24 protein-coding genes are annotated in these 26123 nt (G+C 44.3%); 20 read left to right on the top strand and 4 right to left on the bottom strand.

Annotated elements, in window-relative coordinates:
• Positions 1–15: 15 nt before the first annotated feature.
• The 6 genes from E4K68_RS06300 (at position 16) to E4K68_RS06275 (ending at position 5120) form a co-directional block, all read left to right on the top strand.
• Entirely contained in the window at positions 16–420 is a 405-nt protein-coding gene (locus E4K68_RS06300; RefSeq protein ID WP_135378096.1) for a cobalamin B12-binding domain-containing protein, read from the top strand.
• Positions 421–425: 5 nt separating this feature from the next.
• Positions 426–1388, top strand: a complete 963-nt coding sequence (gene meaB, locus E4K68_RS06295) for a methylmalonyl Co-A mutase-associated GTPase MeaB (RefSeq protein WP_135378095.1) — start codon at positions 426–428, stop codon at positions 1386–1388.
• A 110-nt stretch (positions 1389–1498) separates the two neighbouring features.
• Positions 1499–1924, top strand: coding sequence for a cobalamin-dependent protein (locus E4K68_RS06290; protein WP_135378094.1), 426 nt, complete (start codon positions 1499–1501; stop codon positions 1922–1924).
• Positions 1921–2118 (top strand): hypothetical protein, encoded by a 198-nt coding sequence (locus E4K68_RS06285; protein WP_135378093.1) that lies wholly within the window; start codon positions 1921–1923, stop codon positions 2116–2118. Before E4K68_RS06290 ends, E4K68_RS06285 begins: the two co-directional genes overlap by 4 nt.
• Positions 2119–2465: 347 nt before the next feature.
• A complete protein-coding gene (locus E4K68_RS06280) occupies positions 2466–4562 on the top strand; it encodes a sigma-54-dependent Fis family transcriptional regulator (RefSeq protein WP_135378092.1) in 2097 nt (698 codons plus the stop codon).
• Between the two features lie 60 nt (positions 4563–4622).
• Positions 4623–5120 carry a hypothetical protein gene (locus E4K68_RS06275; protein ID WP_135378091.1) on the top strand — a complete coding sequence of 166 codons (498 nt, stop codon included), beginning with the start codon at positions 4623–4625 and terminating at the stop codon, positions 5118–5120.
• Between the two features lie 260 nt (positions 5121–5380).
• Here the strand turns inward: E4K68_RS06275 and E4K68_RS21375 are convergent, their stop codons facing one another.
• Both E4K68_RS21375 and E4K68_RS20970 read right to left on the bottom strand, forming a co-directional pair.
• Positions 5381–5515 carry a hypothetical protein gene (locus E4K68_RS21375; RefSeq protein WP_282432965.1) on the bottom strand — a complete coding sequence of 45 codons (135 nt, stop codon included), beginning with the start codon at positions 5513–5515 and terminating at the stop codon, positions 5381–5383.
• Between the two features lie 38 nt (positions 5516–5553).
• A complete protein-coding gene (locus E4K68_RS20970) occupies positions 5554–6051 on the bottom strand; it encodes a hypothetical protein (RefSeq protein ID WP_243450277.1) in 498 nt (165 codons plus the stop codon).
• 303 nt (positions 6052–6354) lie between these two features.
• Here E4K68_RS20970 and E4K68_RS06265 point away from each other — a divergent pair, with 303 nt between their 5' ends.
• On the top strand, positions 6355–8568 hold the full coding sequence (locus E4K68_RS06265) for a cell wall-binding repeat-containing protein (protein WP_135378090.1): 2214 nt from the start codon (positions 6355–6357) through the stop codon (positions 8566–8568).
• A gap of 54 nt (positions 8569–8622) precedes the next feature.
• Complete coding sequence (locus E4K68_RS06260; protein ID WP_135378089.1) at positions 8623–10413, top strand: adenylate/guanylate cyclase domain-containing protein; 1791 nt, start codon at positions 8623–8625, stop codon at positions 10411–10413.
• Positions 10414–10465: 52 nt separating this feature from the next.
• Here the strand turns inward: E4K68_RS06260 and E4K68_RS06255 are convergent, their stop codons facing one another.
• Together E4K68_RS06255 and E4K68_RS06250 are read right to left on the bottom strand one after the other, a co-directional pair.
• Positions 10466–11602 carry an HD domain-containing phosphohydrolase gene (locus tag E4K68_RS06255; protein WP_135378088.1) on the bottom strand — a complete coding sequence of 379 codons (1137 nt, stop codon included), beginning with the start codon at positions 11600–11602 and terminating at the stop codon, positions 10466–10468.
• 19 nt (positions 11603–11621) lie between these two features.
• Positions 11622–11984, bottom strand: coding sequence for a DUF3307 domain-containing protein (locus E4K68_RS06250; RefSeq protein ID WP_199241699.1), 363 nt, complete (start codon positions 11982–11984; stop codon positions 11622–11624).
• A gap of 494 nt (positions 11985–12478) precedes the next feature.
• Here E4K68_RS06250 and E4K68_RS06245 point away from each other — a divergent pair, with 494 nt between their 5' ends.
• From E4K68_RS06245 to nuoE, 12 genes are all read left to right on the top strand, one after another.
• Positions 12479–13639 (top strand): aminotransferase class I/II-fold pyridoxal phosphate-dependent enzyme, encoded by a 1161-nt coding sequence (locus E4K68_RS06245; RefSeq protein ID WP_135378087.1) that lies wholly within the window; start codon positions 12479–12481, stop codon positions 13637–13639.
• Between the two features lie 277 nt (positions 13640–13916).
• Positions 13917–15260: an MATE family efflux transporter gene (locus E4K68_RS06240; RefSeq protein WP_135378086.1), complete on the top strand. Its 1344-nt coding sequence runs from the start codon at positions 13917–13919 to the stop codon at positions 15258–15260.
• Positions 15261–15506: 246 nt separating this feature from the next.
• Complete coding sequence (locus E4K68_RS06235) at positions 15507–16202, top strand: DUF2225 domain-containing protein (RefSeq protein WP_135378085.1); 696 nt, start codon at positions 15507–15509, stop codon at positions 16200–16202.
• Between the two features lie 192 nt (positions 16203–16394).
• On the top strand, positions 16395–18563 hold the full coding sequence (locus E4K68_RS06230) for a Tex family protein (protein ID WP_135378084.1): 2169 nt from the start codon (positions 16395–16397) through the stop codon (positions 18561–18563).
• A 363-nt stretch (positions 18564–18926) separates the two neighbouring features.
• Positions 18927–19892, top strand: coding sequence for a DMT family transporter (locus E4K68_RS06225; RefSeq protein WP_135378083.1), 966 nt, complete (start codon positions 18927–18929; stop codon positions 19890–19892).
• Entirely contained in the window at positions 19849–21054 is a 1206-nt protein-coding gene (locus E4K68_RS06220; protein WP_135378138.1) for an amidohydrolase, read from the top strand. The genes E4K68_RS06225 and E4K68_RS06220 overlap by 44 nt, the downstream gene beginning before the upstream one ends.
• Positions 21055–21546: 492 nt before the next feature.
• A complete protein-coding gene (gene tsaE, locus E4K68_RS06215; protein WP_135378082.1) occupies positions 21547–22023 on the top strand; it encodes a tRNA (adenosine(37)-N6)-threonylcarbamoyltransferase complex ATPase subunit type 1 TsaE in 477 nt (158 codons plus the stop codon).
• A gap of 270 nt (positions 22024–22293) precedes the next feature.
• Positions 22294–23019 carry a tRNA (adenosine(37)-N6)-threonylcarbamoyltransferase complex dimerization subunit type 1 TsaB gene (tsaB, locus tag E4K68_RS06210; protein ID WP_135378081.1) on the top strand — a complete coding sequence of 242 codons (726 nt, stop codon included), beginning with the start codon at positions 22294–22296 and terminating at the stop codon, positions 23017–23019.
• Positions 23012–23485, top strand: coding sequence for a ribosomal protein S18-alanine N-acetyltransferase (gene rimI, locus E4K68_RS06205; RefSeq protein WP_135378080.1), 474 nt, complete (start codon positions 23012–23014; stop codon positions 23483–23485). The genes tsaB and rimI overlap by 8 nt, the downstream gene beginning before the upstream one ends.
• Positions 23482–24510, top strand: a complete 1029-nt coding sequence (gene tsaD, locus E4K68_RS06200) for a tRNA (adenosine(37)-N6)-threonylcarbamoyltransferase complex transferase subunit TsaD (protein ID WP_135378079.1) — start codon at positions 23482–23484, stop codon at positions 24508–24510. The genes rimI and tsaD overlap by 4 nt, the downstream gene beginning before the upstream one ends.
• Positions 24511–25023: 513 nt before the next feature.
• Complete coding sequence (locus E4K68_RS06195) at positions 25024–25605, top strand: 5-formyltetrahydrofolate cyclo-ligase (RefSeq protein WP_135378078.1); 582 nt, start codon at positions 25024–25026, stop codon at positions 25603–25605.
• 29 nt (positions 25606–25634) lie between these two features.
• Positions 25635–26117 (top strand): NADH-quinone oxidoreductase subunit NuoE, encoded by a 483-nt coding sequence (gene nuoE / locus E4K68_RS06190; RefSeq protein WP_135378077.1) that lies wholly within the window; start codon positions 25635–25637, stop codon positions 26115–26117.
• The last annotated feature ends 6 nt before the right edge of the window (positions 26118–26123 follow it).

The following is a 26123-nucleotide window of genomic DNA, read 5'->3' as shown; positions in this document are numbered from 1 at the left end:
AAGGAGGTAAATGTGATGGCAGAGAGGAAAATTCGTATACTGTTGTCTAAACCCGGACTGGATGGCCATGATCGCGGGGCTAAGGTGTTAGCCAGGTGTTTCAGGGATGCCGGCTTTGAGGTAATTTATACCGGTTGTCACCAGACTCCGGAGCAAATAGCTGCTGCTGCTATTCAGGAAGATGTTGATCTTGTAGGCTTAAGCTGTTTATCAGGTGCACACAGGTACCTGTTCCCGCAAGTCGTTAATCTTTTGAAGGCGGAAGGTGCCGATGATATCTGCGTTATCGGTGGAGGGATTATTCCGGAGCAGGATATGCAGCCTCTTTATGACGCTGGACTAAAAGCATTATTTACACCGGGAGCCAAACTTGATTCACTGGTGGAATGGATTAATACAAATGTAACTCCAAGGGCGTGAGTGCGATGAAAGAATTAGGTCAAAAAGTATTGGCAGGAAATGTGCGTTCAGCCTCCCGCCTCATCAGAAACCTGGAAGATCAGATACCCGGTACCCATGTTGCTATGCAGCAAATTTTTACTAAAACCGGTAATGCCCATGTCATAGGCATTACCGGTGCCCCGGGAGCCGGTAAAAGTACCTTGACAGATGAACTGGTTTATTCCTGGCGTCAGAGAAACAAGACGGTCGGTGTTCTGGCAGTAGACCCCACCAGCCCCTTTACCGGGGGAGCGCTTTTGGGAGATAGAATCCGTATGTTGCGGCATGCTGAGGATAAAGGGGTATTCTTGCGCAGTTTGGCTACCAGGGGTTCTATGGGCGGTATATCCAAGGCTGTGGGAGAAGCCATCCATGTCATGGATGCTATGGGCAAAGACACCATAATCGTCGAAACTGTAGGGGTGGGGCAGCAAGAGGTAGAAATCATTAATCATGCTCATACTGTAATCGTTGTCCTGGTGCCCGGTATGGGGGATGAAATACAGGCTCTTAAAGCCGGTTTAATGGAGATAGCAGACATCTTTATCATTAATAAGGCAGACCGTGACGGTGCCGCGAGCCTGTATAAAGAAGTCTCGAATATGGTTCATATGTCTGTTACTGAAGGTGGTTGGGAGATACCTGTATTACTGGTGGAAAGTGTACAGGAACCTAAAAAGTTTGCCGAGAGTGTGTCAGTTGTATGCGATAAGATAGAAGATCATTACCGCTTCCTGATGGATAATAATCTTTTGTCTGAGCGTTTGCGCCGTAAGACTGCTGCAGAATTTAATGAAGCTCTGTGGGGAGCAATCCTCCAGCCGGTATTAAATGACCTGGATGCGGGCGGAGAAATGGAAAAAATGGTTGATCAGTTATTGAAAAAAGAAATAGATCCATATACTCTGGCAGCGGAAGTAGCCGTCAGGTATAAAAACAAGGTCTAAAGGTACAGCTGCAGAGCACCTGTCCTTTCTGAGTTAACTTTGCTGTGGAATGCCTTGTTATATCAGAAGGGGCGGTGCTCATTTAACACTGGCTTGAAGGATGTTAGAGCATGAATAAGAGAGCCATAAAGATTCTACTGGCCAAGGCCGGGATGGATAATCAGGATAAGGAAATCCGTATTCTAGCTCGCGGTTTAAGAGAACAGGGCGGCATGGACGTTATTTATACCGGTTTGTATTGTTCACTTGAGGAAATAGCTGCAACAGCACTGCGGGAAGCAGTTGATCTGGTGGGGTTATTTGTGCATAACGGTTCCCACCTGGATTTATACCCGCGCTTGCATGAGTTGCTGGTTGCCCAAAATGTTGGGCATGTCCCGGTTTTCGGAGGGGGCTTGATACCCGAGCGGCATCGGCAGGAGCTTAAAGCTCAAGGGGCGGTAACTGAGATATTCGGGCCTGGCACCTCCACCGGAAGCATAATTGCCTGGATTAATCAGGTGCTAACTGCCGGTGAGGGAGGAGAAATAGTATGAGAATATTAAAAGAAAATGTTATCATTCCGCTTGGCCGCATGTATTTTATACCTAAAGAAGACGGCCTGAAAGCGGAGGATTTAATCATTGAAACGGTGGGTAAATACAAGGTATTTGATAAGCCCGATTGTATTGCCGTGCATAATGACGACTGCTGCAAGAGTATTAAGGTTACTATAAAAATTAAAGATTAAAAATAAACCTCTGGCATCCCTATATGTATGCCGGGGGTTTTTCTATAGAGTTAACTATCGCAAGTTGACCGAGAATCCATGATTAATAATAGCATTGATAAGTGCCGATCAGCTTAATTGCAAGAGTCAAAAGCTTTAACGGAGCACAATCCGAGGAGAGCTATTGACTCTTAAGTTATGAGGCAGCAGTCGAAATATTTATCTGAAAAGAGGATAAATTCAAGCAATATGGAATCTATTCAGATATCAAACGATATTTGAATGACAATGGACATTAATTAATAATTCTGAGGTACAGAAATGTTGAATTCATAACTAACATACAATCAGTTAGGATGTGAAACTAAATGAAGGTTCGGGAAATAATGACCCCTGATCTCTTAACCATAAGTCCCAATCATAGGATTTGCGAGGTAGTCAATATTTTTATAGCGAATAAGATAGACGGTGTCCCGGTATTAGACGAAAACGGTAAATTGGTAGGCCTTTTTACCAAGAGTCATATTTACCGTGCGATAAGCAGGGGCATGGATATGAATACGAAGGTGGAAGCCTTAATGACCCGGAAGATTCTCACGGGCCATCCTGAGGATGAGTTTGGAGACGTAGTCAATGCTACGGTGCCCCGGCTGCCTGTTGTGGATGAAAACGGGCGGGTAGTGGGGATCGTTACCCGCGGCGATATTGCCAAAGCTTTCTTTAATTCTTACAACAACATTTCCCTGGAACTTGATACGATTATCAATTCGACTCATAATGCAATTATTTCGGTGGATGAAAAAGGCATCATTAAGGTCTGGAATTTGTCAGCCGTCAAGTTGCTGGGTATTGAGGCAGAAGTTGTTGCCGGGAAAAATATACTGGATGTACTTCCTACCAGTGACATAATGGATGTAATTAAGACCGGAAAAGTTGAAACTTTAAAGAAAGTAAAACTTAAAAACCACTACTTTATATCTAACCGTTCTCCGATTAAAAAAGACGGTAAGATTATCGGTGCCGTTGCGGTGCTCCAGGATATCTCCGAGTTGGATAAGATGTCCAAGGAACTGAGCTATGTGAAGGAATTAAATGAGGAACTGGATGCTATAGTGGAATCATCGTTTGACGGGTTATTTATAACTGACGGTAAAGGAAAAATCCTGCGCTACAATAAGGCCTTTGAACAGTTGACGGGCATCAATGCCCATGAATACCTGGGGCTAAGTGTAGAGGACATTAGAAGAGACGGTATTATTTCTGAACCTGTAACCTGCCATGTCTTGGAGAAGAAGAAATCTATCACGATTATGCAGACAAGCAAAACCGGTAAGCTTACGCTGACTACGGGAAATCCAGTCATCGACGCAAGTGGTGAAATAATCAGGGTAGTCTGTAATGTCAGGGATGTCACAGAACTAAATCTGTTAAAACACAAGCTGAAAAAAGCACAGGGGCTAAGCCAGCACTATGAAACCCAGCTTCGCACTTTGAAGCTGCGCTATGATAATTCCGAAAACCTGGTCGTTAGCTCGGCCAAGATGAGGCACCTGTTGGAAATGGTGGTAAGGTTGGCCTCAGTTGATTCTACTGTTTTAATCACCGGTGAATCAGGTACCGGTAAGGAACTGATAGCCGAGACAATTCACAGCAATAGCCCACGCCGAGATAAGCCGTTTATTAAGGTGAACTGCGGTGCTATTCCTGAGAATTTACTGGAATCCGAATTATTTGGCTATGATGGCGGGGCCTTTACCGGAGCCAAAAAAGAGGGCAAATCAGGATATATTGAACTGGCTTCCGGAGGGACTTTATTTCTAGATGAAATTGGTGAAATGCCACTGAATTTACAGGTCAAGATGCTGAGGTTTTTGCAAAACAAAGAAATTATCCGGGTCGGGGGATCAAGTTTTATTAATGTGGATGTGCGCATTGTCGCCGCTACAAACAGGGATCTGTTAGAAATGTTGCAGCAAAAGCAGTTTCGCGAGGATCTATATTATCGGTTAAATGTAGTGCCGGTGCATGTCCCGCCCCTACGCGATCGCAAAGATGATATACCCCCACTGGTGGCACATTTTGTAGAGGTATTTAACTACAAATATAAAAAGAATAAAAAGATGACACAGGGAGTGGTTGATATTCTTATGCAGTATGACTGGCCCGGCAATATCAGAGAATTGGAAAACCTTATTGAGAGAATGGTTGTTACTACCATAGATGATAACATCATCGGCGAGGATCTACCTTCCTACCTGCGGGATAAAGTAGGGATAAGCTCCTCATATATTATTGTTTCGGGGATAGTGCCATTAAAGGATGCTGTAGAAAGTGTGGAGAAGCAGTTGTTGGAAAGAGCCTATGCCAACTATCGTACTACTAGGCAGATGGCTAAGGAATTAAAAATTGATGCCTCTACTGTTGTCAGGAAAGCGGCAAAATATCACATTATTAGAGATTCTTGACCACGACACTTTTTTAGTTTTAATTAGCGGTTACGGATTCCAGCATGATATGTAGTTACTTTGGTATTCACCCACTATTGCACTCGCAAAGAAAAGGAAACTTCATGGTGGGTAGGTAGTTGGGTAGGCGATGAAGATGGAAGAGGTTATGATGGATATTGGAAGAGTGGTAGCATGCATGGCTCAGGAACTTACAATTGGCCTAATGGCGATAATTATGAAGGGAATTGGGTTAAAGGAACTAGAACCGAGTATGGAACACTAACTTATTCTAATGGAGATGTATATAAAGGAAATTGGAAAGGTGATAAAAGAAATGGTCAAGGAACTGCTATTTGGTTCCTAGGAGATGAAGATACATATGATACTTACGTTGGCAATTGGACCAACAACCTAGAAAATGGAACTGGTCTTTACATATGGTCCTCCGGAGCATCTTACAATGGTAGTTGGAAAAATGGAAAACTTAACGGTAAAGGAACTTACACGTTTTCTGATGGCAGTTATTTTATTGGCACATTTGCCAATGGAAGATTTTCAAAAGGAACCTTACTATGATGAATTTGGGAACAAGATTGATGATTGAACCTGCAATGGTTGGGTGGGTTTATGTATTTACGTCCTCAAAGGTCACCCCTACAGGGTGGCCTTTGAGGACGTAAATATATAACCTGAATTCCCGAGTTTTTATACCTATGAAGGTGGGTTCACGCCAAGGGCAGTATAAAGTTCGGTTTGCTTCTTTGTCATTTCGCCTAGTCGATGTCTTTTCCCAGATTGCTCATAACGTTCTATGACATCCAGATCATCCAACAGCTCTAGGTCGTGTATTTTTTTTGCAAATCTTTTTCAGACATCACTTTCTTGATATATGAAAGGTAGATCAAGGCAATGAATTGCACGAAAAGCTTACCTTCAAGATTTTCAGACGAAGATACCGATGTGCGTCGCATGTTCAAACGTTCCTTTAGATTGCCAAAAGCTTTCTCAATCACATCTTTCGAACGGTAGATTCCAGTGCATCTAATGGATTCTTAACGGCATTCGAAACCAAGGTAAAGTAACCGAAATTTTTCTTCACCGTTTCGATTGCCTCCTGCTTGTGGATCAAGGTAATTCCACGAACGGGAGTTTCCTTGATTTCATAGTATTTGGAATAAAGCCTTTCATGATGTGGATTTCTTTTTTTAGACATTAGCTCCATTTCCAGAGTGTCAAGCAAGTCATTGAATTCGATTTTGTCATCAGTAGCCTTTTGGTCATTATAGAAGAGAAGAAGGTACATCCTACGTTCACCAGTAACCACTTCACCGCTTCGTTTTTTGCTCTCTGTATAGCTCCACTCAATAGTGCTGGAATGATAGTATAGTTTGTACTTAGAACTATAGTAAGGTCGCGACACCATCGTGTGACGCACTTCATTCAAGGTCTTCTGCACGAATTTTAGAGACGTTTTAGCAGCAATCATGATTTTGTGATATGACTTCATTTTTTTATATACGACTGACTAAATGTAACGTTTTGGTGTTTGGTTATTTATAGGGGTCTGTCTATGGAATTATACATATATTTTTATGAATTCTAATGAAGTATTTTTATATCAAGCCTTGTCTGTAGGATAATAAGGAATAGGGTTTTTAATGGATTCAAACTCATAAAATAACAATTTTATTAAAATTCGGTTTAGTTCTTTATTTTTGCAAAAGTTTAACTTTTATGAAATTGTTTGAAAGGAATTTACAGTTTTATAGAGAATATCCTAGTTAAAACATATATTTGGAGGGATATTCTAGTGAAGAGGCGCTCTTATATTAAGGCTTTGAGTCTGTTGGTCAGTATCTTTGTTTCTTGGGGCGTACAACCCAGTCTAGTCACAGCGAGCCAACCATCTGATCATATCGAACGGTTATCCGGCAACAGCCGCTTTCAAACTATGGTGCAAATCGCTTCAAAGTTCCCTGGAATGGTTGACAATGTTGTTCTCACCACCGGCAATAATTTTCCAGATGCTTTAGCTGGTGTACCTTTAGCTCATCAAAAAAAAGGTCCTCTTCTCTTATTAGATAGTACGCCAGAATTAAGCCTGGAAGCTTTAACATACATAAACGAGCATCTCAATAAAAAAGGCAATATTTACATTCTAGGGGGTTCGGTCGCTGTTCCCGATAGTTTTGTCACCGCTTTGGCAAACTTAGGCTTTAATACAGAAAACATCCATAGAATCGCCGGGAATGATCGCTATGAGACAGCTTTGGCTATTGCCAAGGAACTTAAGCATAGCGGGTCTGAATTTTATCTTGTTCAGGGCGACAATTTCCCGGATGCCTTATCAGCTTCAGTGCTCGCAGCGACAACAGGGTACATCAGCGTCGAAAAGTCCAATTATCTTAAGACGAACGGTCAGACTATTCCGGCGACTATTGGCGGAATACCTTTGATTTTATTGCCTTCCAAGGGCCCTATACCGGATTCTATCATTAACTATTTCAATTCAATACCTGACAATACCGATGCTTTAAAGCAATCATTTCACGTGATTGGTGGAACGGCCGTTATATCGGAGGAGAGTCTGAACCAGCTTCAATCTCAAGTTAAACGGATTGCCCTGGACGGCGTAAACCGTACGAGTGGGGATAACCGCTATGGCACTATGGAGAAAATCAATGACCTTGAAACTAATTTTGACTCATCATGGCAAAACGATGGACGAGGGCTTCCTATTTCGCATATTTATTTAGCATCTGGAGAAAATTTCCCGGATGCACTTACAGGCGCGGTACTAGCTGCCCAAGAACAGGCTCCTCTTGTTTTGGTTAATGACTCCATGCCGCAGGAAACGATCGATCTGCTTATGAGATACTGGAATCGCAACCAAAAGGGAATTGATAATGGCACGACTGTTACAGCCCTAGGCGGGTCAAGTGTTATCTCAGATAAAACGATTACCTCCGTTAGCTACATTTTGAACTATGGACAATCTATCGCTAACAAGCCGCTGGTGCAGACCTTTGCTGGTTCGGGCAACCTCGGCTATATTGACGGTCAAAACCAGGTGGCTGAATTTGCGATGCCTTCAGGAATTGCGCGAGGAAACGATGGAACGGTGTATGTTTCTGATACCCAAAATCACAGAATTCGTGCTATATCAGGTGGGAGTGTCTTAACCGTAGCGGGTGTTGCCACTGGTAAAGATGATTATGGTATGCCTGTAGGAGGTTTTCTCGACGGCCCAGCATCGCAGGCGATGTTTAATCAACCAAAGGGTCTAGTCGTGGATCAGGACGGAACAATTTTTGTGGCCGATTCTGCTAATGGTGCAATTCGAATGATTGATAAGTCTGGTCTTGTTAAAACGTTGGTAAAGGGGTTAAATTCCCCATCCGATCTTGTCGTGGGGAACGAGGGAGAAATCTATGTCACGGAGACCCTGAATCATCGAATCTTGCGAGTTGATAAAAATGGAACTTGGAGTGTTTTAGCAGGCGGTGGATATGTAACAAGACAGAATTGGCTCTTTGGTGGGTATGCGGACGGACTTGGGGAAAAGGCACAATTTAACGAACCTTCTGGTCTCGCTTTAGGACCAAATGGCTACTTGTATGTGGCAGATACAGGGAACCAAAGGATTCGGATGGTTTCCTCGCAGGGTGAAGTAACGACCCTTGCCGGATCTGGGACAACTCCGATAGTAGACACTACTTATTTCAAAGGAGGTTTCCAGGATGGTCCTGGGGTGACCGCCAAATTTAACTTTCCGAGTGGTATCGCCGTTTCCTCTGATGGAACCGTGTATGTGGCTGATACTTACAACCATCGTCTAAGACAAATCAGCAAAGCAGGAGAGGTCAAGACGTTAGCGGGTAATGGTGTGCATGGCAAGCAAAACGGGTTCCCGGAACAAGTCCAGTTTGATGACCCTTTTGCTGTCAAGCTTAATAAGGAGGGCAACCTTTTAATAGTAGATCAGCTTAATAACTCCATTCGACTACTGGAATGGCAACCTTAGGATTTGACACGAAAGAAGGGTTAGCCACTGTGGAGGATAGGGGTGTGTTGAGTATTGAAAAGGATTTATGCCGTGATCGTTATTATCCTGGTAATCGCTTCTATGTACTATAACGAAGTTCTCTATAATGCGGAACGAAGCATGACGGATCGTGTTACGAACGAACCCAGAGTGGTCGATTCAAGGATAAAGATCTTGGCGATTGATGATGAAAGCCTTGCTAAAATCGGCAAGTGGCCTTGGCCACGCAACATTGTCGCGGAATTATCGGACAAACTCTTGGCCAATGGGGCTCTAGCAGTTTGGCCTGATATCTATTACAGTGATAAGAGTCAGAATCCGGCCGAAGATAAGGCCTTGGCAGACGTGGTTGCCAAATATCCAAATTTTTACCTCCCAGTTTACTTTGATTTTCAGACGAGAAAAGTAAACGATCAAGCGGTTATCGAACGCATGGGAAAACCTGTGATTCCGATAGATCCTAAACGGATAGGGCATATCAACGTTATTCCAGATGACGATCGGGTTGTCCGTAAAGTCATGCTGGGGATTTCGGACAAAGAAAACCGAGTCCCAGCAATTAGTGTGCAATTGGCAAATTTACTATTGCCAGAGAATCGTAAGTTGGTTTGGACTGAAGATAACCGTTGGCTGAGGGGTAACACTCTCCTCTCAACTGGATCACAAAATGAGGTTTGCTTTTCCTATGCCACAAAACCATTGGATAAAAGTATTGAGACTATTTCGATTGAAAAAGTGCTTAATGGGGAAATAAACCCAGCACATTTCACCGGTTCTGTGGTACTGATTGGACCCTATGCCCTCGGATTAGACGATATGTACTATACACCTGCGAGTAAGGTGTTAAAAATGTATGGGGTCGCGATTCACGCTAATATTATCCAGAGTCTGCTCGATGGGAAGTTTTATCAAAGGGCTTCTCAACCTGTGGGCTTATTAATCATTCTTGTTCTTGGGTTATTAGCCTATCTCATCATGGAGCGCGTGCGTGCTAAATGGTCGATCTTGATTATGGTGGCTTTTCTGGTGATTTATACCGTGGCCGAAGCCGTCGTTTTTAAGGTGTCGAATAGTTTACTTCCTTACATATATCCTGTTCTCACTATTATTGCCTTATATATTTTTTCAGTCGTATCTCAATACCTTAAAGAACGAAAGGAACGTGGCCGAGTGACAGGGATCTTCGGTCGTTATGTATCTAAAGCCGTGGTTCAAGAAATCTTGTCCTCGAAGGAAGAAATTAAAGTGGGCGGTGTCCGTAAAGATATCACGCTGATGTTTGTCGATATCCGCGGGTTTACCCCCCTTTCGGAAAAGATGGAACCAGAGGATATTATTAATATTCTTAATGAATATTTGGACCTTTGCTCTCGTGCAGTGTTTGCCTATGAAGGAACGATCGACAAGTTTATTGGAGATGGAGTTATGTCCATTTTTGGTGCACCGATTGAGCAAAACGACCACCCTGTAAGAGCGGTTCGTGCCGCCTTACAAATGCAGAGGGAGTCTGGCAAACTGGTCGAGGATCTCCTGGCACGTTACGGTCGTTCGGTAAGTTTCGGTATTGGTCTCAATTCCGGACCAGCAGTCGTGGGAAATATCGGTTCCCATGAACGCTTGGATTATACTGCCATTGGGGATACCGTGAATCTAGCCGCTAGGTTGGAATCTAATGCTAAGCCAGGGCAGATTTTAATCAGTAAAGAAACGTATGAGCGAATAAAAGGATCTTTCAAGGTAACTGCGCTAGACGCCATTAAAGTTAAGGGAAAAGAACAATTGGTTGAAATTTACCAAGTAGAGGGTGAGCTTGAAGACACTTAATAAAGGTCCTGTCAGGGATAACCCTGACAGGACCTTTATTTCTCAACAACCCTCAATCCGCATATTCCTCTTTCAAAGCCAGAATTTCATCCAAACAGTCCAGGAAAACCTCGACAAGTTTAGGATCGAATTGGATACCCCGTTCCTCTTTAAAGAGGTTAATCACTCGATCGAGTTCCCAGGCTTTTTTATAACAACGATCACTGACTAAGGCGTCAAACACGTCGGCTATGGCGGTTATTCGTCCGTAGATATGAATCGCTTCCCCTTTTAGGCCTTGGGGATACCCTGTACCATTCCATTTTTCATGGTGTTGGTGAGCAATAATTGCTGCAGAGCGAAGAATTTGGCGATTGGATTCTTTGAGGAGTCCATAACCAATTTCGGAGTGTGCCTGCATCATACTGAATTCCTCATCGGAAAGCTTTCCAGGTTTCTTTAAGATGTCATCGGGAATGGCTACTTTGCCAATATCATGCATAGGGGAGGCTACTTTGATAAGCTCTGATTCTTTTGGACTTAATCCATAATTAAGAGCGAGGACTTTCGAGTATTCTGCTACTCGTTTCACATGGTTGCCTGTTTCTTTAGAACGACTTTCCCCAATCTCACCCATTGTAAAGATGATTTCCTTCTGAGTTTGCTCAATCTCTTGATCAAGTAAGGCAGACTCTAAGGCTTTGCCACTATAAGAAGCGGCAAGGGATAAAAGATTCATATCTTGAAGTTTGAAGACACCATCTGGGGTTAATTTATTAATCGCCTGATACACCCCCATGATCTCGCCATTTTGATTGAGGATCGGAATCACCAGAACTGACTGTGTGTGGTAGCCAGTTTTCAGATCTATTTCCGGATTAAATCGTGGATCCCGATAGGCATCTTCAATGAAAATGGCTTCGTTTTTCATCATGGCATAGCCAGCTAATCCTGTATCAGCTGGCATGGTTAAAGCTTTGACCCCATGGGCAACTCTGGTCCAGAGCTGGTGGTTATCCTTGTCAAAGAGCCATAAGGAACAACGATCCGCCAAAATTAGATCCCGTCCCATATCCGCCATATGTAGCAGAAGTCGGTCGAGATCCTTTTCCGATGCTATTAAGGAAACGTAATGAAAAATGATGCGTAACATCTGCTCAGGAGCAAGTTCCTCTTTTAGCTTAGGCGTTATGTTCTGGAGTTCGTGCATGGTGTAGTTTCACTCTCCTTTACTTTACCTGCAAAATTAAAGCTAAGATGGTCACATGGAAAACTTGATCGACCATTATTCCTAGCCATTGGTTTTTAGAGAGATCAGTATGCATGATATGCTGTACCCACCAGGCCACGGACGTACGGCGGTCAAGGAGAACATGACCAAGAAAAATAATAAAAAGCTGCCATGCGGCGAAACCACCAAAACCCACGAATGAAATTATTCCTATTGTTCCGGTATACAAAATAGAATGGGTTAAAAGAGGTAGCCACTTGTTCGCTTTGTTCATCGCCATCCAACTAGTTTGCAGGGGGAAATCTCCAAGGAGATGGGCTACTAATAAGAAATCAAAGGGACTCATTTTAGTCTGCCTCATTTCTTTTCAGCTACGTTTATTCTATATAATACCATTCTCGTATTTATATGTACATATTTTGATTTAACCCCAGTTAGTTCCCAAATGGGGCGTTGCAAAGGCATGAACCTTGTGCTCTTCTTGTCAAAAGGAACAAGGATACTTAAACATTAAGTTTACAGGAGGTAAGATTGAACTCTGTTATGCGAAAGATAGGCGATTGACAAGGATTTTGTCCATGTTATTATACAGAAAAGGGTGGAAGGCTGTCATCTCATAGAGGTAAGGTGCTAGTAGCATCCTAACGATCAAGGGGTGCGGAACCAGGACTCCCAAAAAATGCCGATCTGCAATCGACCAAGAAAGCGTGACAGTGGATACTCTTGAAATAACGCACCAGGAAAGAAACATCTAAATGACACACTAACCGAAATATTAACGTTCAGGTAGTACAAATAGCTTAATTAAGTTATTAAGTAAACAGCAAGAAATTGGAGAATGGAGGCGGGCGGATCATGCCCTCAAAACGTTTGGCAGGTTTAGGAGCATCAGTTTTTACAGAGATGGACAATTTGAAGAGGGACTTGGAGAAAGCAGGAACGCATTTAATAAATCTTAGTATTGGAAGTCCTGATCGAGCCCCAGCTGAAGAAATCCGCAGGGTTCTCAGCCAAGCAGTATTGGATGGGACCCAATATGGCTATACATTGACTCGCGGACCGGGGAACTTTCGGAAGGTATGTGCAGGGTGGTATCAAGAACGTTTTGGGGTATCGTTGGATCCTGAAACAGAGGTCTTACCCTTAATGGGATCCCAGGATGGGCTGGCTCATATTTTCCTAGCCTATATTGATCCTGGTGATTTGGCCTTAATCCCCGATCCGGGATATCCAATTTATTCGGCGGGTCTATTGCTAGCGGGGGGAGTGAAAGTTGCGGTGCCTCTGTTAGAGAAGAATGGTTTCTTACCGGATCTGCGGAAGATTGATCCGGATACAGCCCGTAAGGCGAAACTCATGTTCTTAAATTATCCGAATAACCCCACTGCAGCTGTGGCCCCGCTCTCATTTTTTGAAGAGGTTGTAGAGTTTGCCAAAGCGTATGATGTGCTCATCTGCCATGATGCAGCGTACTCCGAATTAGCGTTCGATGGATATAGACCTGTGAGCTTTTTACAAGCACGGGGGGCAAAAGAAGTGGGCATTGAATTCCATTCCGTCTCTAAAACGTACAATCTAGCAGGGGCTCGGTTAGGGTTTGTAGTAGGGAATGCCGATGTTATAGGGAATCTCTCTCAACTTAAATCAAATATTGATTATGGAGCATTCGGCCCAGTTTTGACGGCTGGTGCCTTTGCGCTTAGCTTTGCGCAGGACACGATCGATGAAAATCGCAGCGCTTATCAGAGGCGAAGGGATCTCTGGATCGAGGGTTGTGCTTCAGCTGGTTGGAAAATGTCGATACCTCAGGGTTCTATGTTCATCTGGGCGCCAGTTCCAACAAACCAAGACTCAGTAGCTTTTGCAACGGATTTGGCTCGCGAAGCGGGCGTGATCGTGGTTCCAGGGGTTGCCTTTGGAGACCATGGCGAAGGATATGTACGGGTGGCTTTGGTTCAAGATGAGGGCGTAATGCAGGAAGCAGTGCGGCGAATTCAGCAGTTTTTAATACGCTAGTTCTAAAGGGCACGATTTAGCGAGAAGATTACTGCCATGTTCGAGGGAGTGGACCTAAGATATACGTCCCTAAATACCAAAATCCCGAGAGCCTTCACACATAATCCCGTTCATTATGTGTGAAAGGCTCTTGTTTTTGAGGTTATGTTATCCCCGCTATTACATATCGCGCTAAAGAAATAATTTAAGGTTGATTTACTAATGAAATTGGTTTAAGACGCAGATACTAAAAAAATATGCTCGATAGATTTGGCACACTAGGTGGAGGAGAGATAGAATGAACCGTTCCCAACAACTTGGAGAAGAAAAAGTTGGAAAACTTCTACTTAAGTTTTCCATTCCAGCAATTATCGGAATGCTGGTTAATGGACTTTATAATATCGTCGATCGCATTTTTGTGGGCCGAGGGGTGGGCTCCTTGGCGCTTTCTGGAATTGCGATTAGCTTTCCTATCTCATTAGCCATTATGGCGTTTGGAATGTTGATCGGACTTGGTGCAACCTCTGTGATCTCGATACGTTTGGGTCAGCAGAAAAGGGAGGAAGCGGAACAGATTGTCGGGAATGCGTTTATCCTGCTGCTGGGGATTTCGTTGATGATTATGGTATTAGGCTTCCTATTTATGGATCCACTTTTAGTTGTCTTTGGGGCGAGTTCAGAAGTTCTTCCCTACGCGAAACAATATCTTAACGTTCTGCTGTGGGGCGCTGTCTTCCAGACAATCGGTTTTGGCATGAACAATTTTATTCGTGCAGAGGGAAATCCAAAAGTTGCCATGTACACTATGATTTTGGGTGCTGTTTTAAACACGATCTTAAATCCGATTTTTATCTTTGGTTTACACCTGGGCGTAGCAGGTTCCGCTCTTGCTACGGTTATATCCCAGTTCATTACAGCCATTTGGGTGTTATCTTATTTCCTCGGAAATCGGGCGTTACTTAAAATTCGATTGCGAAATCTTAAACTTCGATGGGTTTTTGTCAAAGATATTCTGGCAATTGGAATTTCACCGTTCTCCATGCAGCTGGTAGGCAGTGTCGTGGCCGTGCTTTTCAATCAAACACTGGTCAATTACGGTGGAGACCTCTCGATTGCAGCTATGGGAGTTATAAACAGTATCACTATGCTCATATTTATGCCCATTTTCGGGATTGGACAAGGGGCTCAGCCCATTCTTGGTTATAATTATGGTGCCAGGAATTATGATCGAGTTAAACGGACGTTGCAGCTATCCGTGATGGGTGCAACGGGTGTGATGGTTATAGGTTTTCTGATGGTGGAATTATTTCCTACCGCCATAATGAGCCTTTTTAGTCAGGACCCAGAACTCATCCAGATCGGGTCTTTTGGATTAAGAGTTTTCTTAGTGATGCTACCCGTTATTGGTTTCCAAGTGGTTGTTGTGAACTATTTTCAAGCAACGGGTAAGCCCCGGAAATCGTTGTTTTTGAGCTTGTCTCGTCAGCTTATTTTTTTGGTTCCCACGCTTTTAATTTTGCCGAAGTTTTGGGGACTAACGGGTGTATGGTTAGCGGGGCCAGTTTCCGATTTTGCATCGTCTGGTCTTACAGCCATTTGGTTGCTTAGGGACCTTAAACAGTTAGGCTCTACAAAAGGGTGAGTTTCCTTGAAACGAGGGGGTTACAGCAATCCTATAAATGGTATCTTTATCTTTGCCTGAAATAATCTGAGGGTTCTGATATAATAAAACTACTCAAAGGCATAACTTACATAAAGCACAAATCAGTGTCTCTTACTGAGGCACAGGCTTTTAGACGCTCCGATTTAATGTAATAACTTCATCTAAGAACGGAAAGCGGCAGAATTTAAGTCTGAGCTTTATGTATTTAGCGCGAGGGGGATTCTTATGCAATCATTAGAACCTTTTTACGAGAAGAAACTCACGTGTATATTTTGCGGAAAGCCGTTTACTACGCTGAGGGTGCGATCGAGGTTTTCAATACCGCATCAAATCGATACCGACTTTTGCCCCTACTACCGTGTAGGGAATTATAACCCTCATTTTTATTATGTCAATGTCTGTCCAGAATGTGGTTTCGCCTTTTCCGAAGAGTTTTCAGATCAATTTCCCAGAGGCTCCAAGGAAGTCATCCATGCACAAATCACCAAGCAATGGATCAAGCGGAACTTCGGTCAGGTAAGGGATATTCAACAAGCTTTGGAATCTTATAAATTGGCTGTTTTAGCTGCATCCATTAAAAAAGAGAAAAATGCCATTCTTGCAGGGCTTTGTTTACGCTTAGCATGGCTCTACCGGATTGAAAACAATGCTGAACAAGAAAAGCGATTCATGGGTCTGGCACTCAACGCATATGAAGCATCTTATGTTCATTCGGATTTTGCCGGCACATCGATGTCTGAATTGAACGTGTTGTTTATGATTGGGGAGTTAAGCCGTCGCCTAGGGCAATATCAAAAGGCTGTTTTATATTTTTCCAAAATCATTCAACATAAGGATGCCAAAGACAATCAAAATATTGTCAACAGAGCGCGAGAACAATGGAGCGTGGCAAAAGAAGAAAACAGTCATAGTCGGGGCTAAACTAAGCTGTGGGGCTGCAAGATGCAATCCACAGCTTTTGTATCCTGAGGAATTCGAAATATGGTAATATAATACAGGAGCCGATTTTCTTCGGAGAGATAAGGATGGTATAATAGTTTCCAATGTGTTATTCAAGTGGTTTGAGACCCGCAATAGCGATTTTGCAATAGGATTTTTAGGAGGTATCAACCTTTGGAATTTAATCAAGTTATTGCCAATGAACTAGGAATAAAGATAACTCAAGTCAAAGAGGCTGTTAACTTACTGGATGGGGGAAATACCATCCCATTTATAGCGCGTTACCGTAAGGAAGCAACTGGGGAACTCGATGAGAATGTTTTGCGCGATATCGTAGAACGTTTAGACTATTTGAGACGTTTGGATCAACGGAAAACGGAAGTCTTACGCCTGATTAACGAACAGGGAAAGCTGTCGGAAGAACTGGAGGCGCAAATTACGGCGGCAACCGTGCTTCAGGATGTTGAAGACCTATATCGGCCTTATAAGCAGAAACGTCGGACGCGGGCGACGATTGCTAAAGAAAAGGGTCTTGAACCATTAGCAACATGGTTATTAGTTCAGTATATCAGAGCGGACCCTCAAGCAGAGGCAGAAAAGTATCTAAACACCGAGTTAGAGGTGAATTCAACCGAGGAAGCGTTGACTGGCGCGATGGATATTATCGCGGAAACCCTTGCAGATGATGCGTCCCTTCGTAAACGAATCCGGGAAGAAACCCTACGTCTTGCGGATGTGGTGGCTTCTGCAGTGGCGAAGAAAGCTAAGGAACGCTCCCCCTTTGAGATGTATTATGATTATCGGGAGCCTGTCCGCAAGATTCCCCCGCATCGAATTTTAGCCCTGAATCGCGGGGAGAAGGAAGAGTTTCTATCTGTTAAGATCGAAGCTCCGCTAGAAACCCTACATAGACTGATTGAAGTTCGTTATGTCAAAACAGGACCGTGTGCTGCTTACGTTCAAAAGGCAGCTCTTGATGCCTATAAACGATTGATCGAGCCTTCAATTGAACGGGAGGTGCGTGCCGAACTCTCCGCGCAAGCGGAAGAACAGGCGATCAAAGTGTTTGCAGCTAATCTTCGCCAGCTTTTACTTCAGCCACCTGTTAGGGGAAAAATGGTTTTGGGGCTTGATCCGGGATTCCGAACAGGGTGTAAGTGGGCTGTGGTGGATGAGACGGGAAAGCTCCTAAAGGTTGGGGTAATTTATCCGCATCCACCTCAAAACAAACGAGAAGAAGCCAAGCATAGTATGCGTAAGGCGATAGCCGAGTTTAATGCCAATATTATTGCGATTGGGAATGGCACAGCCTCCAGGGAAACGGAAGAAGTTGTAGCAGAAATGATTCGCGAAGATGGGATTGCCGCTGAATTTATTCTCGTCAGTGAAGCTGGGGCGTCTGTGTATTCTGCTTCAAAAATAGCAGGGGATGAATTTCCAGACTTTGATCTTTCCTTACGGAGTGCAGTTTCTATTGCCAGGCGACTTCAAGATCCCCTGGCAGAACTGGTGAAAATCGAACCGAAGGCCGTCGGCGTTGGTCAATATCAGCATGATGTCCAGCCCAAACGGTTAGAGGAATCCTTGAATGGGGTCGTGGAATCCTGTGTTAATGTCGTAGGTGTTGATTTAAATACTGCCTCTGCTTCTTTACTCCAATATGTGGCAGGGTTAAAGCCGGCGGTTGCTAAGAATATCGTGGCTTGGCGGGATGAACATGGGAAGTTCAGCCATCGTGATCAGCTGAAGAAAATTCCACGACTGGGAGCTCAAACGTATATCCAGTGTGCTGGGTTCATTCGCCTGCCAGATGGAATTAATCCTCTGGAAAATACGCCTGTTCATCCCGAATCCTATCAGCTCGCTGAAGACATCCTAAAAAAGATCGGACACACCTCTGAGGATTTACGTGATCACCTTACGGACGTGCGCAAAAAACTGGCGATTTTAGAAGCTAACGAGCTGGCGGAAGAGTTCAGCGCTGGGGTTCCGACAGTTCGCGATATTCTGGATGCTCTGCAAAGACCGGGTAGGGATCCCCGAGAAGATTTGCCGAGGCCGTTACTCCGGCGGGATGTCACGCACATGGAAGATCTTAGCGAAGGAATGGTCTTAGAGGGAACCGTGCGCAATGTCGTGGACTTCGGTGCATTTGTTGACATCGGAGTGAAGCAGGATGGGCTTGTTCATATTTCTCAGCTGTGCGATAAATTTATCAAACATCCGATGGAAGCAGTCGCCGTAGGGGATATTGTCAAGGTGCGCGTGATTGGACTTGATAAGGCGAGAGATCGAGTTAGCTTATCAATGCGGGATCTAGCGAGCAACGTTACGACTGCATAATCTGGCTTTGGGGACAACACCATGGTTTCAAATGCTATGAATGAAATAATCACGCGGAAATCGTGGTTGGTTATTTGAAAGGATGAGAAATTGACTGAAATAAAGGGGTAACCTCCTTTCCCTTGAGGAAGAAGGTTACCCCTTTCCTTAATTTTTGTGATCTGTGTATTAGGGCTGAAAGTCCTCTTCAGTGTCTGGCGTTTAAGATTACCGCAGAGTAACTTATCTCCGGCAGTATATGTGCAGTGTATGAAAACTCAAACTCATTATTATTCCTAAGGCTGTGATAATAGAAAGAGTCTGATATAATGTTAAATGGTTTTATTAGCGCTTACAGCGATAGCGGTGTAGAATGATATTTTAATGCGGAAAAAGAATGGAAGAGAGGGTTATCAAACGTTGAACGTTCAAAAAATGCGTTTGCAGGGAGTTGGCGCTGTCCTTGCGGCAGGAACGGGCTACGCCTTAATGTCCATCCTGGTCAAGGGGGCTTACCAACTTGGAATCGGTCCAATGCAGGTGATTGCCCTACAATCGTGGATGGCCTCGATCCTTCTTCTGCTCTATGCTGTGATCTTTAAGCGGGAGATATTTAGGATTTCGCTTCGGACGTTGGGGATTTTAGCCTTTCAAGGCGTGGTCGGGACCTTGGGAACGAGCCTCTTGTACGCATACTCCCTCAAATTTCTTCCGGTTTCTGTGGCTATTCTACTTCTTTATCTCTATCCGGCGTTGGTTTTAGCGGCTGGAGTCATGATTTGGCATAAAAAGACTAGTCGGCAAGAAATGGTCGCCTTATTCCTTACCTTGGCCGGAACCACACTAGCAAGCGGAGTTCTCTCGGGAGTGAGTGGAGTCGCTTGGGTTGGAATCATCCTAGGTTTAGGCGCAGCAATGGCCTATGCCACTTTTAACCTTGTTGGGGAATGGGTCTTAGCTAAGGTATCCCCTTTGGTCGCAATGTGTTATTCACAGTGGGTTTGTGCTATAGCGCTGTTGTTGATCTTAAAGGGAGATATAATGAGTATTCCCTGGCAAAACGCACAAACTTGGCAAATAGGCCTCTTGTTGGCGACATTTGCTTCGATTATACCGTTTTACATGGTTTTAGTGGGTATTGAGCGGCTGGGAGCGGATCAAGCGGCTATTCTCAGTACGTTTGAGTTGCCGATGACGTTTATTATGGCAGCTCTTTTCCTTAATGAGTTTCCCACACGGGATCAATGGATTGGCGGAGGCTTAGTTTTGGTTGGAATTTTATTATTAAACTGGAGGAGAAACAATGATGAATGTAGGAACGAAACTCTTGATAAAGAACGGTCAGATTAAAACGATGACCGGACGTGAATTTCCCGGGTTTATCCTTATCGAAGGAACAAAAATAGCGGCGCTCGGAGAGACATTAAACATGGACATTCCGGCGGATACAGTCGTGATCGATGCTATGGGTTGTCTCGTGATGCCAGGGTTGATCGATGCCCATTGTCATGTCGGTATTGGCGAAGAAATTTACCGGTGGGAAGGGGAAGACTTTAACGAAATGACAGATCCTGTGACACCGGATATGCGAGCGATCGATGGAATTAACCCAGAAGATGAGGGTTTTCGTGATGCTCGTTTGGGTGGAGTGACGGCCGTGTTTACGGTTCCGGGGAGTGCCAATGTGATTGGAGGAACGGGGGTCGTTATGAAGACGGCTGGGAAGATCGTCGATAAGATGATTGTCCGTGATCCTGCTGGTTTAAAAGTGGCGTTTGGGGAAAATCCCAAAATGGTTTACGGCGAGCAAAAGAAAATGCCTATGACTCGGATGGGAACGGCAGCACTTCTACGTCAGGCCTTAGTGGATGCGCAGGTGTATCGAGATAAATTAGAGGAAGGAAAAACAGACCCCGATAAAGTTCCAGAACGGGATTTGGGTTTAGAGACTCTTGTTAGGGTGATTAACCGCGAAATTCCTATGCGGGCCCATGCCCATCGTGCGGATGATATTATGACCGCGATTCGTATTGCCCGAGAATTCGAGGTTGACCTAGTAATAGAACATTGTACGGAAGGACACAAGATTGCCGAGGAACTTGCAGAGTTAGGATATCCAGCGGTAGTCGGGCCTTTGCTCACTAATCGTTCAAAGGTTGAGCTTAAAGATAAATCCTTCAAAACTCCCGGTATTCTAGCCAAAGCTGGGGTAAAAGTGGCGATCATGACCGATCATTCTGTCACGCCGATTGAACAGCTCCCGCTGTGTGCGGCCTTAGCGTGCAAAGCAGGGATGGACATTGAGGATGCTTTGCGGGCTATTACGATTAATTCCGCTGAAATCCTGGGTGTTTCTGATCGAATAGGGTCTCTTGAGGTTGGGAAAGATGCAGATCTGGTCATTTGGAGTGAACATCCCTTTATAATCACCTCTCGTCCGCTCTATGTGATTATTGACGGCAAAATTGTAAGCCCGGAGCCTAAATTAGGTGAAAGCATCCATGAGTGCTAGACATACCTAGAGCCACTCCAAGCAACGAGTGTATTGTGTGTATGCAACCTTGCCCGTTTCTCAAACAGCCCCGATTTTAAACCTTATTACGGTCGTGTCGGTTTTTTTGGGTAGTTTTCAGGGGAGAGCAGGTTGGGTGGATTAATGCTGTTGAGATTACTCTGATTATTTTAGGAGTTTGGGGTACGAATAGTTTCGGAAGAATTACCTTGCCTCCCCTCATGGAAAGTGCATAGGGTAACATTAATACAATAAGGTTTAATTCTATATTCGAACAGGATAGACTAAGTTTGACAACAATACCCATCTCTATCAACAAATGAAGGGTTTTAATCAAAGAAGGGTAGGAACTAGAGAAGTATCGATCAGTGATTGCATTCGAGGAAGTCATCCATAAGATACTCAAAGATCTTTTGCAAACTTGGAGAAGGTGCCAAAACTCTTAAGGAAGGAAAAGGTTAGGATTGTCCAAGTTTTCTTAACCAGATAAGTATGGACTATAGAGTTGAGAGTTTATCGGCTGAGCAAACTCGAGCGTGGGGAAAAGAACTGGGAAGGCATTTACGGGGTGGAGATGTCGTAGCACTATCTGGAGATCTGGGTGCAGGAAAAACGGCCTTCGCGCAAGGGGTTGGCGAGATGTTGGGGGTCACAGGCCCCATGACCAGCCCAACATTCACGTTTCTTCATGAGTACATAGGACAAGTTCAAGGAACAGGGACAAAGGTTCGTTTGATTCATATGGATCTTTACCGACTTCAACATCCCGAAGAAGTCGAAGTGATCGGGGTAGAAGATGCGTTCGTAGAGGATGCGATTTGCTTAATTGAATGGCCTGAAATTGCAAAGGATTATTTGCCGGAGGATCGTTTGGACATAGAGATCTTGGGCAGCGGAGAAATGCCACGAGAGATTATCTTACGTGCTCAAGACAATGACTGGGAACAGCGGTTAAAAGACATGATTTAACTCATTGGACGACCGGCACGAAAAGCACCGCTAAGGGGGCAGGACAATGCTCGCAAACTAGTCGGTTTGCGCCGTCCTTTAGAGCTCAGGCTTGATGAACCCTGGTTCGTTTCCTAGAATCATAATAATGCTCTCCAATTTATTGAGAGTGGTTCACATGGAAGCGTACAAGTGACGAGTAAACTGATAAACAAGTAGTTTAGCTATTAAGTGGAGAAGTTAATAAGTAAATGCGATTCGAAGTGAAAATGGAAGGGTTCGGAGGATCCGATGAAATATTTGACAATAGATACGACGACTAAAGTAACTGCGGTGGCCTTGGCTGAAGATGGACGGCTTACTGCTGAGGGATTTTTACACACCACAAAGACGCACTCGGAGCGTCTTATTCCGATGCTTGAACAACTACTCACAGCCTCAGCTTGGACTCTTCAGGAGTTAGACATGATTGGGGTGGTGCGAGGGCCAGGTTCGTTTACTGGAATTCGGATCGGAATCGCGACCGCACAAGGATTAGCTCAAGTGTTGAATCTTCCACTCATTGGCGTGGTGTCTCTTGATGCCCTGGCCTGGGCAGGTTCGGGGAGAGAGGAAGACATTGTTCCTATTCTAGATGCGCGCAAGAATGAGTGGTACACGGCACGTTATCGTTGGACGAGTGGGGAAGAAAAGGCAGAATGTTTAACCCCTCCTCAGGCTCTACCTACGGACCAATGGTTAGAACACTTGAAGGGACTAGAACGTCCCATATGCTTCGTCGGCGATGCAGTGGTAAAAGCTAAGGAGCGAATCGAGGAAATCTTGGGCGACCGAGCTGTAATTTTACCCGAGTATGCATGTTTACCACGAGGTGCTTATGCAGTAAAAGCGGTATGGCTGCGTTGGCAAGAAACGAGCGTAGGGGAACGGGTTGAACCCTACTACATTCGCTATTCTGAGGCAGAGGTTAATTGGGCTAAGAAAGAGGAAGCCCGGAGGAGAGAGGGGCATGAATAAAGGGATTGTGCGTCCTATGCAGATAAACGATCTCCAGGCCATCTTGGAAATCGAGTATGCTTCTTTCTCTACCCCATGGTCTTTGCAAGCTTTTAAGACTGAGCTTAAAGAGAACGAGTATGCGCGTTATTTCTGTTTAGAGTTTGACGGTCTTGTGATCGGGTACATGGGACTTTGGTTTATTCTTGATGAAGGGCATATCACGAATATTGCCATTGCTCCGAGCCATCGTGGTCAACATTGGGGGGAGTTTATCATGCGTTCTGTCATGGAAATGATGGCGGAACAGGGTATGGAACGAATGACCCTAGAAGTTCGTGTATCCAACGATATAGCCCAGTCTTTATACAAGCGGTTGGGCTTTATTGCAGCTGGGGTTCGCAAGGGATACTACGCGGATACCCAGGAGGATGCGATGATTATGTGGGCTGAATTAGGAACGGAAATGGAAGTGAAGGCAACTTGACAGGAGATCCGAAAGATAAGGTCGTAATTTTAGGAATTGAAACAAGCTGTGATGAGACTTCAGCTGCTGTTTTAGTGAACGGAACGGATTTGCTTAGTCATGTCATTTCGTCCCAAATTGCGACACATCAGAAATATGGCGGAGTTGTACCAGAGATCGCTTCTCGAGAACATAGTCTTCATCTTCAACCGGTCGTGCAACAAGCCTTGGACGAAGCAAAGGTCGGTTTTACTGATTTATCGGCCATTGCGGTAACCTATGGTCCTGGACTTGTCGGATCTCTTTTAGTGGGGGTTTCTGGAGCGAAGGCTATGGCGTATGCAGCGGGAATCCCACTGATTGGCATCAATCACTTGGAAGGACATATTTATGCCAATTTCTTGCATCATCAGGATTTAGAATTTCCATTCTTGGCTCTGTTGGTTTCGGGAGGACATACTCATTTAATTCTATTTAAAGCTCACGGTCAGTACCAAGTTTTAGGACACACCCGAGATGATGCCGCTGGTGAGGCACTCGATAAAGTGGCCCGCACCTTAGGTTTAGGCTATCCTGGAGGGCCCCAAATTCAAAAGGTTGCTCTGGAAGGGGATGAGCAAGCGTTTAAGTTTCCGCGAGCCATGTTAGAGCCGACCAGTTTAGATTTTAGCTTCAGTGGCATGAAATCTGCTGTTTTAAACACCTTGAATACGGCACGTATGCGAGGAGAAACCCTCAGTGTTCCAGATCTTGCTGCATCGTTTCAACAATCAGTGGTAGACGTACTAGTGAGAAAAACATTGATGGCTATCCAGCAGACTGGGGTCAAAACTCTACTGCTTGCAGGGGGAGTTGCAGCGAACCGTTTATTGCGTGAAACGTTAGATTATGAGTTATCTCAGCGAAGCATCCGTTTAGTTTACCCGCCCCCGATTTTTTGCACGGATAACGGGGCTATGATCGCTATAGCGGGGTATTACCATTATTTAGCCGGGGATTTCGCTCCTTGGACACTTAACGCGGTTCCTGGTCTGAATCTAACGTAATGCCTAGAAACGAAACGTAAATTAAAGTAATTAATAAACTAAATAGTAAACATGTCCGAATTAATATAAAACAGACATTCTGCAACGAAACGAAGCGAGGAATTGGATTTCCAGGCTTCGTTTCATTGCATCTTGAACCATTTTGCCGGATAAAGAAGGGTTTGTTCTGTGGATAAGATGGAGTTGTGGATAATGTGGATAAGTCTGTAGATAACTCATTGAAGCGGTTTAGCGCTTTTCAACCGACTTATTCGTTTTGGGATAATATTGTCCACAGGTCATGTGGATAATGTGGATAAGTTAGGAACATGGCGTAATGACTAGATTTAAAGTGTGGATAAATCTGTGAGTTGAAATGCTAAGTGGTTTGTCTATAATTATCTTATCCGCAAGAATTATTGGATGATTTCGCGAATTATATGAGTTTATAGAAAATTTAAATTATAAGCAGGAAATTTACGTTGCTAATCGAATGTTCTTAATAAGCGATCTTTACAAAGGGGTAGTACTGACATGAGTGAAGATAAACAGTCTATAAAGGCCGAGGTGCGCAAAGCGTGTCTCTCTCAGCGGGCCAAATTAGGAGAGTTGGAAAGAAAAGGCAAAAGCCGGATAATTCAACAAAAACTTCAGAATTTACCGGAGTTTCATCAGGCGCAAACAGTGATGTTATTTCTTAACTTTCGAGATGAAGTAGAGACGACGGCCTTGGCGGAGGAAACGCTTGCGTGTGGAAAGAAGCTTATATTACCCCGTTGTGCACCCCATGGGATCTTGCTTCCAATCGAGGTAAGCAATCTAGCGGTAGATATTGAACCAGGGCTTTGGGGGATTCGGGAGCCTAAATTGCAGCTTGGTCAAGTGGGCCCCTCAGAAATAGATTTAGTCATCGTGCCTGGCGCGGGATTTGATCTGCTGGGGAATCGTCTAGGGTATGGGGGCGGCTACTATGATCGCTTTTTCATGCTCATGGATCCCAAAGCACCCAGAATTGCAATTGCCTTTGAATGTCAAATTATTGCACAGGTACCCATTGACAAGCATGATGCCAAAATGACCATGTTGATCACAGAAAATGAAGTATACAATTTTTAGAACGACAGGAATTAGTAGGGGGGATTTATTTGAGCACAGCGTGTGAGGAATTAGTAGACCCAAAGCAAATTATGTTGGATGAAATTATTATCAAGTATCGACATGAGAACGGCCCTCTCATCCCTATCTTGCAAGGAGCCCAAGAAGTATATGGGTATTTACCCGCTCATGTTCTTAAACGCATTAGTAAAACGACACGTATCCCGTTAGCTAGGATCTATGGCGTGGTTACATTTTACGCCCAGTTCCGGCTCACTCCAGTGGGACGAAATCTGATTAATGTATGTTTGGGAACCGCTTGCCATGTTCGTGGCGGAGCCAAGGTATTGGAAACCATAGAAAAAGAGTTGAAGATTAAAGATGGTGCGACGACGGAAGATGGGCGATATACCTTGGAAATCGTGGCTTGCATAGGAGCGTGTGGTCTGGCACCGGTGATATCTATTAATAATGAGGTTCATGGACGATTATTACCGGAGAGCATTGCCGGGATATTGGCCAAATACGAGTAGGGGGAT

It is taken from the genome of Desulfosporosinus sp. Sb-LF (assembly GCF_004766055.1).
Classification (GTDB): Bacteria; Bacillota; Desulfitobacteriia; order Desulfitobacteriales; family Desulfitobacteriaceae; genus Desulfosporosinus.
The sequence above is the reverse complement of the archived record's forward strand: the minus strand, read 5'-3'. Positions and strand labels throughout refer to the sequence as shown.

What these genes read in the sequence shown, in the direction of transcription:
- E4K68_RS06300 (WP_135378096.1), top strand. Translation starts at nt 16, where the DNA reads ATGGCAGAGAGGAAAATTCGTATACTGTTGTCTAAACCCGGACTGGAT.
- meaB (WP_135378095.1), top strand. Translation starts at nt 426, where the DNA reads ATGAAAGAATTAGGTCAAAAAGTATTGGCAGGAAATGTGCGTTCAGCC.
- E4K68_RS06290 (WP_135378094.1), top strand. Translation starts at nt 1,499, where the DNA reads ATGAATAAGAGAGCCATAAAGATTCTACTGGCCAAGGCCGGGATGGAT.
- E4K68_RS06285 (WP_135378093.1), top strand. Translation starts at nt 1,921, where the DNA reads ATGAGAATATTAAAAGAAAATGTTATCATTCCGCTTGGCCGCATGTAT.
- E4K68_RS06280 (WP_135378092.1), top strand. Translation starts at nt 2,466, where the DNA reads ATGAAGGTTCGGGAAATAATGACCCCTGATCTCTTAACCATAAGTCCC.
- E4K68_RS21375 (WP_282432965.1), bottom strand. Translation starts at nt 5,515, where the DNA reads ATGCGACGCACATCGGTATCTTCGTCTGAAAATCTTGAAGGTAAGCTT.
- E4K68_RS20970 (WP_243450277.1), bottom strand. Translation starts at nt 6,051, where the DNA reads ATGAAGTCATATCACAAAATCATGATTGCTGCTAAAACGTCTCTAAAA.
- E4K68_RS06255 (WP_135378088.1), bottom strand. Translation starts at nt 11,602, where the DNA reads ATGCACGAACTCCAGAACATAACGCCTAAGCTAAAAGAGGAACTTGCT.
- E4K68_RS06250 (WP_199241699.1), bottom strand. Translation starts at nt 11,984, where the DNA reads ATGAGGCAGACTAAAATGAGTCCCTTTGATTTCTTATTAGTAGCCCAT.
- E4K68_RS06245 (WP_135378087.1), top strand. Translation starts at nt 12,479, where the DNA reads ATGCCCTCAAAACGTTTGGCAGGTTTAGGAGCATCAGTTTTTACAGAG.
- E4K68_RS06240 (WP_135378086.1), top strand. Translation starts at nt 13,917, where the DNA reads ATGAACCGTTCCCAACAACTTGGAGAAGAAAAAGTTGGAAAACTTCTA.
- E4K68_RS06235 (WP_135378085.1), top strand. Translation starts at nt 15,507, where the DNA reads ATGCAATCATTAGAACCTTTTTACGAGAAGAAACTCACGTGTATATTT.
- E4K68_RS06225 (WP_135378083.1), top strand. Translation starts at nt 18,927, where the DNA reads ATGCGGAAAAAGAATGGAAGAGAGGGTTATCAAACGTTGAACGTTCAA.
- E4K68_RS06220 (WP_135378138.1), top strand. Translation starts at nt 19,849, where the DNA reads ATGAATGTAGGAACGAAACTCTTGATAAAGAACGGTCAGATTAAAACG.
- tsaE (WP_135378082.1), top strand. Translation starts at nt 21,547, where the DNA reads ATGGACTATAGAGTTGAGAGTTTATCGGCTGAGCAAACTCGAGCGTGG.
- tsaB (WP_135378081.1), top strand. Translation starts at nt 22,294, where the DNA reads ATGAAATATTTGACAATAGATACGACGACTAAAGTAACTGCGGTGGCC.
- rimI (WP_135378080.1), top strand. Translation starts at nt 23,012, where the DNA reads ATGAATAAAGGGATTGTGCGTCCTATGCAGATAAACGATCTCCAGGCC.
- E4K68_RS06195 (WP_135378078.1), top strand. Translation starts at nt 25,024, where the DNA reads ATGAGTGAAGATAAACAGTCTATAAAGGCCGAGGTGCGCAAAGCGTGT.